Origin of the sequence: Citricoccus sp., from assembly GCF_032154715.1 — a bacterium.
GTDB lineage: Bacteria > Actinomycetota > Actinomycetes > Actinomycetales > Micrococcaceae > Citricoccus.
On record NZ_JALDXU010000007.1, the window covers coordinates 32,618 to 46,262 of the forward strand.

General features: G+C 68.5%; 13 protein-coding genes. 6 read left to right on the forward strand and 7 right to left on the reverse strand.

From position 1 onward, the window contains the following. The first annotated feature begins 89 nt into the window (after positions 1 to 89). The gene (poxB, locus tag RUH65_RS02435) at positions 90 to 1,811 is read left to right on the forward strand and encodes a ubiquinone-dependent pyruvate dehydrogenase (RefSeq protein WP_313815605.1); all 1,722 of its coding nucleotides are present in this window, start codon (positions 90 to 92) and stop codon (positions 1,809 to 1,811) included. Positions 1,812 to 1,830: 19 nt separating this feature from the next. Beyond that, entirely contained in the window at positions 1,831 to 2,085 is a 255-nt protein-coding gene (locus RUH65_RS02440; RefSeq protein ID WP_313815606.1) for a TM2 domain-containing protein, read from the forward strand. Between the two features lie 139 nt (positions 2,086 to 2,224). Here RUH65_RS02440 and RUH65_RS02445 read toward each other — a convergent pair whose 3' ends face one another. Continuing rightward, the gene (locus RUH65_RS02445) at positions 2,225 to 2,617 is read right to left on the reverse strand and encodes a universal stress protein (protein WP_313815607.1); all 393 of its coding nucleotides are present in this window, start codon (positions 2,615 to 2,617) and stop codon (positions 2,225 to 2,227) included. A gap of 134 nt (positions 2,618 to 2,751) precedes the next feature. Between RUH65_RS02445 and RUH65_RS02450 the strand changes: the two genes are divergently transcribed. The 4 genes from RUH65_RS02450 (at position 2,752) to RUH65_RS02465 (ending at position 7,188) form a co-directional block, all read left to right on the forward strand. Further along, on the forward strand, positions 2,752 to 3,813 hold the full coding sequence (locus RUH65_RS02450) for a tripartite tricarboxylate transporter substrate binding protein (protein ID WP_313815608.1): 1,062 nt from the start codon (positions 2,752 to 2,754) through the stop codon (positions 3,811 to 3,813). Then, the gene (locus RUH65_RS02455; RefSeq protein WP_313815609.1) at positions 3,810 to 4,415 is read left to right on the forward strand and encodes a tripartite tricarboxylate transporter TctB family protein; all 606 of its coding nucleotides are present in this window, start codon (positions 3,810 to 3,812) and stop codon (positions 4,413 to 4,415) included. Before RUH65_RS02450 ends, RUH65_RS02455 begins: the two co-directional genes overlap by 4 nt. 1 nt (position 4,416) lies before the next feature. After that, complete coding sequence (locus RUH65_RS02460) at positions 4,417 to 5,922, forward strand: tripartite tricarboxylate transporter permease (protein WP_313815610.1); 1,506 nt, start codon at positions 4,417 to 4,419, stop codon at positions 5,920 to 5,922. Between the two features lie 210 nt (positions 5,923 to 6,132). Next, the gene (locus tag RUH65_RS02465; RefSeq protein ID WP_313815611.1) at positions 6,133 to 7,188 is read left to right on the forward strand and encodes a GTP-binding protein; all 1,056 of its coding nucleotides are present in this window, start codon (positions 6,133 to 6,135) and stop codon (positions 7,186 to 7,188) included. 13 nt (positions 7,189 to 7,201) lie between these two features. Here the strand turns inward: RUH65_RS02465 and RUH65_RS02470 are convergent, their stop codons facing one another. Genes RUH65_RS02470 through RUH65_RS02495 form a run of 6 tightly spaced genes read right to left on the reverse strand, consistent with a single transcriptional unit; the run spans position 7,202 to position 13,642 of the window. Continuing rightward, positions 7,202 to 7,645, reverse strand: coding sequence for an aconitase X swivel domain-containing protein (locus RUH65_RS02470; RefSeq protein ID WP_313815612.1), 444 nt, complete (start codon positions 7,643 to 7,645; stop codon positions 7,202 to 7,204). Further along, on the reverse strand, positions 7,642 to 8,922 hold the full coding sequence (locus tag RUH65_RS02475; RefSeq protein WP_313815613.1) for an aconitase X catalytic domain-containing protein: 1,281 nt from the start codon (positions 8,920 to 8,922) through the stop codon (positions 7,642 to 7,644). The genes RUH65_RS02470 and RUH65_RS02475 overlap by 4 nt, the downstream gene beginning before the upstream one ends. Beyond that, the gene (locus tag RUH65_RS02480) at positions 8,909 to 10,294 is read right to left on the reverse strand and encodes an FAD-dependent oxidoreductase (protein ID WP_313815614.1); all 1,386 of its coding nucleotides are present in this window, start codon (positions 10,292 to 10,294) and stop codon (positions 8,909 to 8,911) included. The genes RUH65_RS02475 and RUH65_RS02480 overlap by 14 nt, the downstream gene beginning before the upstream one ends. After that, positions 10,294 to 12,009 carry a dihydroxy-acid dehydratase gene (locus tag RUH65_RS02485; protein ID WP_313815615.1) on the reverse strand — a complete coding sequence of 572 codons (1,716 nt, stop codon included), beginning with the start codon at positions 12,007 to 12,009 and terminating at the stop codon, positions 10,294 to 10,296. Before RUH65_RS02485 ends, RUH65_RS02480 begins: the two co-directional genes overlap by 1 nt. Next, entirely contained in the window at positions 12,010 to 12,804 is a 795-nt protein-coding gene (locus RUH65_RS02490) for an ABC transporter permease (RefSeq protein WP_313815616.1), read from the reverse strand. Further along, positions 12,794 to 13,642 carry an ABC transporter ATP-binding protein gene (locus tag RUH65_RS02495; protein ID WP_313815617.1) on the reverse strand — a complete coding sequence of 283 codons (849 nt, stop codon included), beginning with the start codon at positions 13,640 to 13,642 and terminating at the stop codon, positions 12,794 to 12,796. The genes RUH65_RS02490 and RUH65_RS02495 overlap by 11 nt, the downstream gene beginning before the upstream one ends. Positions 13,643 to 13,645: the final 3 nt, after the last annotated feature.

Consider the following 13,645-nt stretch of genomic DNA (forward strand, 5'->3'; position numbering starts at 1 on the left):
GGGCACCCCGGCGCACGCCGAAGGCGGGGGTTCGGGCCCAGCGACCGGACACCCTCCCCCGAAGGCGTCCCCGCCCCTACGCTGAACCCATGGTCACCGTTGCCGAGAACCTCCTCCAGACCCTGTCCCTGAACGGCGTCAAGCGCATCTACGGCCTGCCCGGTGATTCGCTCAATGCCATCACGGAGTCCCTCCGGACCCACCCCGAGATGGAGTGGGTGCACGTGCGCCACGAGGAGACCGCGGCATTCGCTGCCGGGGCCGAGGCGGAGATGACCGGGAATGTGGCGGTCTGCGCGGGCAGCTGCGGACCCGGGAATCTGCACCTGATCAATGGTCTCTACGACGCCCAGCGCAGCCGCGTCCCGGTGCTCGCGATCGCCGCCCACATCCCCACGGAGGAGATCGGCACCACCTACTTCCAGGAGACGCACCCACAGGAGCTCTTTCGGGAGTGCTCCGTCTACGTGGAATACGTGGCCGACCCGAAGCAGATGCCCCGTCTGCTGGAGATCGCGCTGCGCACCGCCATCGAGCGACGCGGCGTGGCGGTCCTGGTGATCCCCGGCGATGTCGCCTCGGCCGCCGCCCACGACGACCGGCGCACCCTCGTGCGGAAGGCCCGCTCCGCCGTCGTGCCCCTGCCGGACCAATTGCAGGAGGCCGCGGACGTCCTCAACACGGCGCGGAACGTCACGATCCTGGGGGGTGCGGGGACCGCGGGAGCCCACGCGGAGGTGATGCAGCTGGCCGAGCGGCTGGCCGCACCAATCGTGCACGCGATGCGCGGCAAGGAACACCTGGAGTACGACAGTCCCTATGACGTCGGCATGACCGGCTTGCTCGGGTTCGCCAGCGGGTACAAGGCCATGTACGAGGCAGACGCCATCCTCATGCTGGGCACGGACTTCCCGTACCCGCAGTTCTATCCGGACGATGCCCGGGTGGTCCAGGTCGATCTCCGGGGCGAGCAGATCGGGCGCCGGCACCCCGTGGACGTGGCCCTGGTGGGTGGGGTGCGGGAGACGGCGGCCGCGCTGGTCCCGCTGCTGGAGCAGAAGAAGGACCAGCACCTCGCGGACGCCCGGAAGCACTATGCCAAGACGCGGGCGAAGCTGGACGACCTCGCCACCCCGGCACGGAAGGGCGCAGCGGTGCACCCGCAGTACCTGGCACGGCGGATCAGCGCCCTGGCCGCCGAGGATGCCGTGTTCATCCCGGACGTCGGCTCCCCCGTGGTCTACGCCGCCCGCTATCTCGAGATGAACGGACGACGCCGGCTGCTCGGCTCGTTCTCGCACGGCTCCATGGCGAACGCGGTCCCGCAGGCCATCGGCGTGCTGGCCCAGGACCGCGCCCGGCAGACCGTCACGCTCTCCGGCGACGGCGGGCTGACCATGCTGCTGGGCGACCTGCTCACGCTGGTGCAGATGAAGCTGCCGGCGAAGGTGGTGGTGTTCAACAACTCGTCCCTGAATTTCGTGGAGCTCGAGATGAAGGCCGCCGGGCAGCTGCCCTTCGCCACGAGCCTGGAGAACCCCGACTTCGCCGCCGTGGCCCGGGCCATGGGTATCAAGGGCATCCGGGTGGAGGACTCGGGCGACGTGGACGCGGCCCTCACTGAGGCCTTCGCGCACGACGGCCCGGCTCTCGTGGACGTGGTGACAGACCCGCAGGAACTCACCATCCCGCCGGCCATCCAGTTCGAGCAGGCCAAGGGCTTCGCGCTGTACTCCCTCCGCACCGTCCTCTCCGGCCGCGGCGACGAGCTGTTCGACCTGGCGAAGACGAACCTGCGGAGGCTGTTCTAGTTCCGGCTAGGGTGGCCGCGTGACCCGTACGCCGCCGAAGAACCTTGTCCTCACCTACGTCCTGTGTGTGGCCCTCGGGCTGGTGGGGGCGCACCGGTTCTACCTGGGGCACCGTGCGATCGGGGTGGTGTACCCGATCCTGACCGTGGCCGGCCTCGCCAGTGCCCCCTGGGGCATCGGGTTCGTGTTCGGCGGGGCCGTGATCCTGCTGTGCCTGCTCGACCTGGTGCGCCTGCCCGGAATCGTCCGGCGGGCCAACGGCGGCCTGAACTAGTCAGGCAGCCGCGGCCGTCCTCCGGCCACTCCCTTGGTGCCGTGGAACGTCAGTCCTACCGCCGCAGCCCGTCACGCAGGGCGCGGAGCACCGCGTTCGTCCGGTCCCGCGCGCCCAGCTTCAGGAGCATGGTGGAGCGTCAGGAACCCTTCGGGACCTTGACCGCGATCACGGGGACGGAGGCCCCCAGCAGGATCTCCTGCGCGTTCGAACCGAGGAGCAGCTTGCCGACCGGACTGCGGTGTTTGATGCCCACCACGATCACAGACGCGTTCAGCTCCTCGGCCACATCCAGCAGATCACCGGCGGCATCCCGTCCGCGGGCATCCGGCTGGCGGTGCGTGACGGCGAGGCCGGACAGAGCCGGATAGTCCGCCAGACCGGCGTCGGGGTCCAGGGCTCCGGACCCACCCTCGCCGCCGTCGAGGTCGAAGAGGATGAGGTCCTCCCCCCGGCGCGTGGCCTCCGCCACCGCGAAGTCCACTGCCGCCCGCCCCTCCGGGCTACCCGTTCGCCCCACCATGACCGACATGCCGACTCCCTCCGATATGCGGACGCGCCACCGCGACGCCCCCGCCCTTCGTCCACGACTGTGACTCAGGATACATTTTCCTGTAGACCAGGGGAGCACCAGCCCGTGAACCAGTCCAGAGGGGGACGTCCAGCATGGCAGCTGACCACCACGCCACACCCGGCGAACCGGCCACACCATCGGAGGAGGCCGAGGCGGCCCGGCAGCCCGCTCGCCGCCCCGGCGTCGGCATGATCGTCTATGGGGTGATCGCCGCGCTGGTGATCGGGACGGCGTCGTTCTTCTCGATCCAGGCGGCCACCGCCGGGGCGGACCTGCGCAGCAACCTCACCCTGATCGCGCCGGCGGGCGCCGGCGGCGGGTGGGACGGGTTCACCCGTTCCCAGCAGTCCGCGATGCGCGTCAACGGGATCGTCAACAACGCCCAGGTCGTCAACATCCCGGGGGCCGGCGGCACCATCGGCCTCGGCCGGTTCAGCACCATGCAGGGGCAGGCGGACACCCTCATGGCCACCGGATCGGTGATGCTCGGGGGTATTGAACTGAACAACTCGCCCGTGGACCTCTCGGACGTGCGGCCGATCGCCCGACTCTCGGACGACTTCGATGCGATCGTCGTCCCGGCCGATTCACCCTACGAGACGATCGACGATCTGGTGGCGGACTGGAAGCAGGACCCCGCCTCGTTCCCCTGGACCGGCGGTTCGGTCGGCTCCATCGATCACCTGATCATCGCTGAGCTGGCCCTGGAGGCCGGCATCGACCCGGCCGAGATCACGTATATCCCGAAGACCTCCGGCGGCGAGGCGATCCAGACGATCGCTTCCGGCACCGCCAAGGCGGCGACCTCCGGATACAACGAGTTCGCCGACCAGATCGAGGCCGGCCGGATCAGGGCCCTGGGCATCTCCAGTCCTGAGCGGCTCGACGGCGTGGACGTCCCCACCATCACCGAGCAGGGGTATGACGTGGTCATGGCCAATTGGCGCGGCATGCTGGCCGCCCCGGGCATCACCGACGAGCAGTTCGAGGAGCTCGAGGCCATCGTCACGGAGACGTCCCAGACGCCCGAGTGGCGTCAGGCCCTCGAGGACAACGAGTGGACCGACTCGTTCATGACCGGCGAGGAGTTCGAACAGTTCATCGCCGAGGACCAGGAGAAGATCGCCGCCCTGATCGAGGAGTTGGACCTGTGAGCCAGTCCCAGCGCAGCGCCCCCTCCCACCCCGTGGCCGACGCCGGCCCCTCCTCCGCCCACGGTTGGTGGCACGGACGCAGCGGCCTCTTCCTCGCCGCCTTCATGGCGGCCTTCTCCACGTACCTGCTGGTCGGCATCCTCACGATGGCGGTCCCTGACGGCGCCGATGCCCCCGGACCGCAGTTCGTCCCCCTGATCATCACGGTGGCCGGATACATCCTCTCCGTCCTGCTGGCCGTCCACTACCTCCGCACGCCCGAACCGGCGGTCACTCCCACCTTCACCGCCGAGGATGATGCGACGGAGGAGGAACGGCGCGCGGCAGAGGCCGCCGCGACCGTGCAGTACCGGACCTTCTCGGACTGGTATGCCGTGGGCTGGAGCGTCGCCGGGTTCCTGGCCTTCGCCCTGCTGCTGGACGTGCTCGGCTGGATCCTCGCAGCGGCGCTGCTGTTCTGGTGTGTGGCCCACGGGATCGGCAGCCGCCGCCACCTCTTCGACGCCAGCCTGGGGTTGCTGCTGAGCAGTTTCATCTACCTGGCCTTCGACGTCGGGCTCGGGCTGTCCCTGCCCTCCGGCCTGTTGGGCGGGGTGTTCTGAGATGGAATCCATCATGAATCTCATGGAGGGTTTCGGCTCCGCGCTCTCCCCCATGAACCTGTTGTGGGTCGTCGTCGGCTGCCTGCTCGGCACCGCGGTCGGCGTCCTGCCCGGGCTGGGCTCTTCGATGGCCGTGGCCCTGTTGTTGCCCATGACCTTCGCCCTGGACCCCACGGGCGCCTTCATCATGTTCGCCGGCGTCTACTTCGGTGGGCTCTTCGGCGATTCCACCATGGCCATCCTCATGAACACCCCGGGCCAGGCCTCCGCCATCGCCTCCACGTTCGAGGGCCATCGCATGGCGAAGGCCGGACGGGCGCCCCAGGCCCTGGCCACCGCCGCCATCGGCGCGTTCATCGGCGGCATGATCGGCTCCGTCGTCGTGGTCTTCCTGGCGCCGGCCCTGGCGGACTTCTCGGCCAACTTCGGGCCCCAGGAATTCTTCGCCCTGGCCCTGTTCGCCTTCGTGGCCACGTCCTCCGTGGTGGCCGACTCGATCTTGAAGGGCCTGTGCTCGCTGATCATCGGACTCGGCATCGCCGTGGTCGGCATCGACCAGACCTCGGGGGCCGAGCGGTTCAGCTTCGGCGTCCCGCAGCTCTTCGACGGCATCTCCCTGGTCACGGTGACCGTCGCGATCCTGGCGCTCGGCGAGGTCTTCCACATCGCCTCGAGGGTGCGCCGTGACCCGACCAATCGCGTCATCCAGGCCACGGGAAGGCCGTTCCTGTCCGGGCGGGAGTTCCGCGAGGCGCTCCCGGCCTGGCTCCGAGGCACCGGCATCGGCCTGCCCTTCGGTGTCATCCCGGCCGGTGGCGCAGATGTCCCGACCTTCGTGGCCTACGGCCTGGAGCGTCAGCTCGACCGTCGGCGCAGGAAACCACAGTTCGGCAAGGGGGCCATCCGCGGGCTCGCGGCCCCGGAGGCGGCCGGCAACGCCACCACGGGGACCGCCATGGGCGCACTGCTGTCCCTGGGCCTGCCCATCTCCGCCACCGCGGCCATCATGCTCGCCGCCTTCGAGCAGTACGGACTGCAGCCCGGACCGCTGATGTTCGACCGGTCACCCGATCTGGTCTGGGCGTTGCTGGCCAGTTTCTTCATCGCGATGGTCGTGCTGCTGATCCTCAACCTGCCCTTCGCGCCACTCTGGGCCAAGCTGCTGGCGATCCCCCGCCCCTATCTCTACGCCGGGATCACGGTCTTCTGCGGCATGGGGGTCTACGCGACCTCTGGCTCCACTTTCGACCTGCTGATGCTCTTGGGCATCGGCCTGCTGGGATTCGCGCTGCGCCGGTTCGGCGTGCCGCTGGCTCCGTTGATGATCGGCATAGTCCTCGGCCCCTTGTTCGAGACGAGCATGCGGGACGCCCTGGCCAGCTCCAACCAGAGCTACGGTGTTTTCGTCGATGGCCCGATCCCGGTGGCCATCTATGCGCTGCTGGCCCTCGCCCTGGTGATCTCCATCGTGGGCCGGGTCAGGGCGAAGGCTCGAAAGGACACCTGACCCGCGTGTCACGGTGTGACGTGGCCGGCGGCAGGAATTCGCACTCCACACGCACCTCAGTTTAGGTTAGGCTCACCTTACCGACTCGACATGAGCCGAGCCCCGTGACCACGAGCATCTCGAACAGCCCACCCACGACGCCGGAAGAGCAGTCCCAGCGGACCAGGCCACCGGCCGTGGTGCCGGGCGCGCCGAAAGGGAGAAGTCATCATGATCTCGCAGGACAACGCACGGCGTTCGGCCGGTGTGCCGGTGCTCGCCGTGGTCGGCACCCGGCCTGACGCGCGGCTGGAGTACGCGACCGAGCTGGCCCGGACCCTGGACCGGCAGCTGGTGACCTCGTTCCAGCTGCGGGCGGCCGAGGACCCCGTGTCCGAGGCCAGTCGCCTGACAGCCCGGGTTCAGACGCCGGCCGGTGCCGTGGTGGAGATCCCGGACCGGGTGTCCACGGCAGAGCTTGCCGCCGGATTGTCCTCGTCCGCGTCCGCCGCGCGGCTGGAGGGCGTGATCTGCGTGGTGGACGCCGCCCACGGCGTGCAGGACCTGTTCCGTGAGGACTACCTGGTGCCCCGCAGCGGCCATCCCTCCATGGCCACGGCCCGGTCCCTCGTGTCCATCACCCACGTGGAACACGCCTCCCTGATCGCCCTGGTCAACTGGGAGGACGTCCCCACGGACGAACTCCGCACCGTGCTGGCACTGGTCCACCACCTCAGTCCACGAGCACGGGTACGGCTGCTGGAGGATCTGACAGACATCGCCGAAACCCTGCCGGATCCGACCACGACGCCCGGCTACGACGCACGCCTGGACCGCCCCGGATGGGTCAACCTGCTGTCCAACTCGTTCGAGACCTTCATCCACCATGATCGCGTGGTGGCGCTCCATTACGACTGCGCCCGGCCGTTCCATCCAGTGCGGATGCATGAGCTGGTCCACGAGCTGATGTCCCCGGAACGGTTCGGCACCGTGGTCCGCTCCGCCGGATACTGCCGGGTGGCCAGCAGCGCCAACGTCACCGGCCACTGGAACCACGTGGGCAAGGTGATGGCGCTCAGCCCGGTCAGCCTCGACGACGACCTCGAGCTCCTGCTCGACCCGTGGGCAGACACCGATCCTCTGACCGTCGGCCAGAGTCTGGCCTTCATCGGCCTGGACCTGGACCGCGAGGAACTCGTCAGCGCCCTCGACCGGGCCGTGCTGACCGACGAGGAATTCCTGGCAGGGCCCTCCGCGTGGGCCGAGCAGGTGAAGCGGCTCCGGTGACTCCAGGGATGGACTACCCCACGATGGTGACGGTACCCGCGTCCGCATCGACCTCCACGATGTCCCCGGTGCGGATGATCTGGACCGGGTCACGGTCGAACTCGCTGACGGTGGGCACCCGGGTCACCACAGCGCCGAGCACGGCCTTGGTGGTCACCGTGGTGAACACCATGGCCGCCGGGGCCGTGCCCAGCAAGCGCGTGCTCTGGAAGAAGCCCGACCAACCGGACGAGCCCTTGGCCCCGGGGAAGACCAGGACCTTGCCCGTGAAGCACACCCCGCACAACGCGTGGCGGCGTTCGATGATGGTGCCGCGGACCGGGTCGATCCCGCCCCAGCCGGAGATGGTCTCCGGCGAGACGAGCGCTTCTGCCCGGACGACCCCGGGAACGATCCCCCGGCCCTTCAGCACCGTCCCTACTGCCCCGGCGCGGGCTTCTGCCGACGGGATACTCATGACAGCTCTCCCGTCCACGTTCCGGTGATCGCGGCCTGCACACAGTCGGCCGTGGTGCCGAACCAGGCTTCGATCCCGAGGATGGCGGGTAGATAGTGGGCCTGCTTGGCGCTGTCAGTGGCGAAGACGCGCGTGCCCGCCGGCGCCGTCCGGGACATGGCCGGACAGGAATCGGTCAACAGCCGCCCGCCGGCACGCTGGATGATCTCCGTGTAGCCGTTGCGGTCCGCCACGGCCCGCAGGGCTCGCGGCGTCATGATCCACAACTCCGTCCCGGGATGCAGGGTCCGGCCGTCCAAGAGGGCGGCGATCTCCCCCAGTTGCTCCAGGGAGGCGTGCGGACAGCCCAGCAGCACGAAGTCGACGTCCTCCGTCTCCCCCTGGTTGTTGAGCAGGTCGTACATCTGGCGTCGGTCCGACGCGGTGAACGCCACGGGGTCCGGGATCCGGTGCGGGCCGAAGGCTGCCTCCACCGAGGGCGCCTCCGGGGTGACCCCCGGCAGGTGGAAGATCTCCACACCCCCGGTGGTGGCCAGGGCCGCCCCGAGGTGCTTCAGGTCGGCCTGGGTGGGCAGGGCCAGCTCGCCCGTCAGGACCGGCCGGTCCTCCTGGACCACCTGCCCCGCGAAGTAACCGAACAGACCCCAGTCCAGGAAGGAGTCGATGGGCACGTCCGCGCGGATCAAGTGCGACCCATGACGGTTCTCGTCCAGGTGGTTGCCCCAATAGGGGATGCGTCCGGTCAGGCCGGCCGCTCCCGTCGACGCCGTGCCCTCGCAATTGGACTTGGCCCCGATGACCGAGTTCGCATAGACCACCGCTGAGGACTCCATCCAGGCGATGTGCTCACCCCGCACGGGAAGGTTGCCCACCTGGTAGGGAGTGCACGTGGCCAGAATGTTGATACCCCGGTCACTGGCGAAGGCCTCTGCGTCAGCCTGCAACTCCACCAGATGGGGGTTGTAGGGGGTCACGTTGAGGGCGTCGGCACTGAAACCGTGCTGCAGTTGGCACGTGGGGACACGCATCTGGGGGATCTCGATGTCGTCATCGCAGTCGAGGTTGATGACGGCGTACGCCTTGTTCCAGCCGCCCTCGGCGGCGATCTTCTCCTTGGCGGGGGTGGGCTGGGTTGAGGTCCCGGCCACATTGCGAACGCTGCACAGCCTCTCGGCGTCCAGCCCCTCCCCGTAGCGGACCAGCAGGTCCATGGCCGCGGCCACGGCGTCACCGTCCCGCCCGTCCCGCATGGCGCGGTCGTCGTCAGTGAGCAGCATGGAAGGACTCCTTCTCTTCTTCTCTCTCGTCATGACGGCCGCCGGCTGTCGACCCGGCCGGGACCGCGCCGTCGCCGGCCGCGTCCGGACCGATGTTGGCCCGGATGCGCTCGCGCAACTGGGCCAGGTTGATCTCGGCCACGGGACCGCCGTCGGCCAGGTCGAGCGCATGGGCCGCGGCCTCGCCCATGGCTGCACAGGGACCCATCACACGGATGCTGGACAGGGCGGCCGCATCGCCGTCCACGCACCGTCCGGCCGCCAGCAGGTTGACGGCGCCCCGGGGGGTGATGCTGCCCAGGGGCACATAGTGCACGTGCTCGCCGTCGAATTGCTCCCAGACATACCCCTCGGGTTGGTCGTGCAACTCGATGGGCCAGGACGTCCGGGCGATGGAGTCCTCGAACCGGAGTCCGGAGCGCACCTCGTGTTCGGTGAGCTGGTGCTCACCGGCGATCCATCGGGTCTGACGCCGGCCCGGAAGTCCGTAGAAGCGGACAGAGGCCTCGCCGAAGGCCGCAGGATGGTGGTCCCGGAGGAATTGGATGACGCGATCGGCCTGATCCTTGCCGCGCAGTTGGGCCTCTGCGGCTCCCACAGCCTCGAGAGGAGACTCGATGTGGGTCATGTTCAGCACCGCCGTGTCCCGACCGGGGAAGAAGAAGGCCAGCCCGTCCCGGCGGATCAGGCCGTATTCCTCGGCGTGGTCGTACACGCTCTGGGCCAGGTCCTGGGGATCCGGAGCAGCCGAGGGGACGAGTCCCTCGACGCGCACCTGCTGCGATCCCCAGATGGTCCGTTCCGGGACCCGGCATTCGAGTCCGGCCTCCCACGTCAGGGCCGCGTCTCCGGAGGCGTCGATGAAGGCGTCCGCCTCGACCTTCAGCAGCCCGTAGCGGGTCGCGAACGTCACTGACCGCAACTGGCCGGCGTCGTTGTCCACCGAGAGGATGGAGGCTCCGGTCACGGGAACCACACCCGCCTGGACGATCTCACGCTCCATCCAGCGGCCCACGGCGTGCTCGTCATAGTTCACCGTGATGGTGTGGCGGTGGTTGTAGGAGAGATCGCCCGTCTTCTCCAGAGCGGGGAACATCCGGTCGAAGAGGCCGTGCGTGAGCTGGCGGTACTCCGGTCCATTGCCGTAGACCCCGCAGAACAGTCCGATCAGGGAGTTCGCGCACTGTCCGCCGAGCATGGGCAGGGCGTCCACGAGGATCACCCGCCGGCCCAGGCCCGCCGCGGTCAGGGCGGCGGAGACGCCGGCGATACCGGCGCCCACGACGCACAGGTCTCCGCGCAATTCCTCCAGCGGTCCGGTCGGCGGTTTCGTGACGGTGTGGATCTTCACGTCGGTCAGCTTGTGGGGCATCAGGAGTCCTTGGCGTTGTGGTGGTGCTGCAGGGCGGGGGCGGATTCGGGGACCAGGGTGGCGCCGCGTTCCAGCGGGGTGACCGTCCGGGCATAAACGCCCAGCCACCCCTCGGTTCTGGCGGGCTCGCGGGCCGGCCGGATCAACCGGCGTCGCTCGAGCTCCTCGTCGGGGACCAGCAGGTCGACGGTCTTGGCCGGGATGTCGGCGCGGATCCGGTCGCCGTCGTGGACCAGTCCGAGGGGACCATCCAGGGCTCCTTCCGGCTTGACCTCACCGACGACGATGCCTTGGTTCACGAGCCCGGAGAGCTGGCCGTCGGTCACCACCGCCACCTGAGAGGTGAGTCCGGCACCGTTGAGGGCGAACACGACGTTGGAGGCCATCCCCATACCCGGTGTTCCGGAGGGACCCAGGCCGCGCAGCACCAGCACGCTGCCCGACTCGATCTGCTGCGCGTTGATGGCCGCGATGGCCGCTGCCGCGTCCTCGAAGACCTGGGCAGGGCCCTCGAAGCTGTCCTGGCGGCGTTCAGTGGCGGAGAGTTTGACGATCGAACCGGCCGGAGCCAGGGACCCGTACAGGATCTGGAGGGTGGCGTGCGCCGCGCGAGGCTCGTGCAGGGGACGGATGATGCTGGCATCCGGCTCCGGTGCCTGTTGCAGGACCTCGCCCAGCGTCCGCCCGCCGATGGTGGTGACCTCGAGGTCGAGGACGGGTTCCAGTTGCGTGAGGACGCCGAGCGCTCCCCCGGCGGCTTCCAGGTCTTCAATGCTGTCCGGGCCGCTCGGCCGGATGGCCGTGAGCGGGCCCACCTCGCGGCCGAGCTCGGCGAACAGGGAACTGATGTCCACGTCCACTCCGGATTCCACGGCGATGGCCTGCAGATGCTTGACACTGTTGATCGATCCGCTCACGGCCAGCACGGCCGCTACGGCATTGCGGAAGGCGCCCGGGACCAGGATGTCCCGTGGACGTCGCTGGGCCAGCACCGCCTCGACGATGATCCGGGCGGAGGCACGCGCGTTCTCCCACATCGCGGTGCTGTTGGCCGCCACAGGGGCCGATCCCGGCAGGCTCATGCCGAGTGCCTCGGCCATGATGTGCATGGTGTTCGCGGTTCCCATGCCGGTGCAGACGCCGGGGCCGGCGATGGCCCGGTCGCTGATCGTGCAGAGGTCCTCGATGGTGATGCCCCCGGTGGCCACGTGGCCGGCCTTCAGGAAGACCTCCTCGATGTCCGCCGGCTCGCCGTTGTCCAGGATGCCGCAGGGCTGGTATCCGCACGGCACCACGATCGTGGGCACGTTGATCCGTCCGGCCGCCATCAGCTGGCCCGGTGTCGTCTTGTCGCACGAGGCCAGGCAGATCATGCCGTCCAATTGGCCACCCTCCACGGCCGCCTCGATGTCATTGGCCAGCAGGTCCCTGCTGGACAGGACGTAGCCGCCCCGACCCCCGGCGGCCATGATGAAGTCGGTGGGTGCCACCGTCCGGATCTCGAAGCCCACGGCCCCGGCCTCCCGGATGGCCTCGACCACCTGGTCGGCGATGGCGTCGAGATGGCTGAAGCAGGGTGCGAGTTTCGAGGAAGAGTTGACCACGGCGATCTTCGGCTTGACCACATCCTCGTCGCTCAGGCCGAGTGCCTTCCATTGCGTCCGACGCGTCGCCCACCGGGGAGAGCCGACCGGGAAGTTGCTGCGCAGTTCCATTCAGCCCACGTCCTTTCGCCCATAGACGGATTCGTGCCAGGGGATCCCCACGCGCTTGAAGGAGGTCACGATGAAGTACATGATCAGGCCCACGGTGGCCAGCATCAGGATGACCGCGAACAACGCCGGTGCATTGAGCTCGTTGAGGGTCTTCACCACCATGTAGCCCAGCCCCTCGTTGCCACCCAGGTACTCCCCCACGATGGTGCCGATCACCGCCAGCACGATGGCCGTCTCCATGCCGGCGAAGACATGCGGCATCATGCTCTTGAACTCCAGGTGCCGGAAGGTCTGCCACCGGCTGGCGTTGATGCTCTGCATCAGGTCCCGGTGCCCCCGGTCCACAGAGCGCACGCCCAGCAGGACGTTGAGCATGACCGGGAAGAAGGCCAGGAGGCCGGCGATGATGACCTTGGTGGTCATGCCGAACCCGAACCAGATGACGAACAGCGGGATGAGGGCGACCTTCGGCACCACCTCCAGGGCGATGATCAGAGGTCTGACGCTGGCCTCCAGCAGCGGCAGCTTGCCCAGGAGGACTCCGACGAGAACTCCCGCCAGGGTGCCGGCGACGAAGCCGAGGACGATCTCGATGACGGTCACCCGCACGTTGTCCCAGGTGGTGGGCTGAGTGAGGAGTTCCCCGAGGTTCTCGAAGATCATGGTCGGCGGAGGCAGGATGAGCGGGGAGACGTCCAGTGCCTTGACGCTCAGCTCCCAGATCACGAACAACACCACGAGGAGTCCGGGAGTGGTGATCCATGGCAGGACCTTCAGCAGCTTCTTACGATTCATGGTCGTCCTCTTCGTTCAGTGAGGTGTGCAGGTTCCCGACCAGCCCGTGAAAGGCGGCATCCTTCTTGATCTCGAGTCCGCGTGGCCGGGCCAGGGGGACCTCGACGACGTCTTTGATGCGACCGGGGCGCGGGGTGAGGTGGACCACCCGGTCCCCCAAGGCCACGGCCTCGTCGATGTCATGGGTGACGAAGACGACGGTGGCCCGGGTGGCCAGGGCGATGCGCTGGATCTCCAGGTTCATCTTTTCCCGGGTCAGCGCGTCCAGGGCACCGAACGGCTCATCCATCAGGAGGAGCTCGGGGTTGTCACTGAGGGCCCGGGCGATGGCCACCCGCTGGCGCATGCCGCCGGACAGCTCGCGCGGATAGTTGGGCAGGAAATTCTGCAGCCCCACCAGTTCGGCCAGTTCCCGGACCCGGTCCCGCCGCTCGTTCTTCTTGACGCCGCGCAGGCGCAGGGGCAGGGCGATGTTGTCCTCGATGTTGTACCAGGGGAAGAGGTTCGAATCCTGGAACACGACGCCGAGACGGCGGATGACGGACGAGTCGACCGTCTCGTGGTGCCACAGGGCGCGGCCGCCGATCTCGACCTGACCGGCGGTGGGCGGGACCAGGCCCGCCATGATGCGCAGCAGCGTCGTCTTTCCGCAGCCGGAACGGCCGATCAGGGAGACGAACTCCTCCTTGCGGATCTCCAGGTTGATGTCCGACAGCGCGTGGGTGGTTCCTCGCTCGGTCTTGTAGGTCTTGCCGAGTCCGGAGATGCGGATCTCCGGACTTGGATCCGGCATGGCCGTCTCCGGCGATGCCACGGTGGGCTGGGTTTGCATGCTCATGGT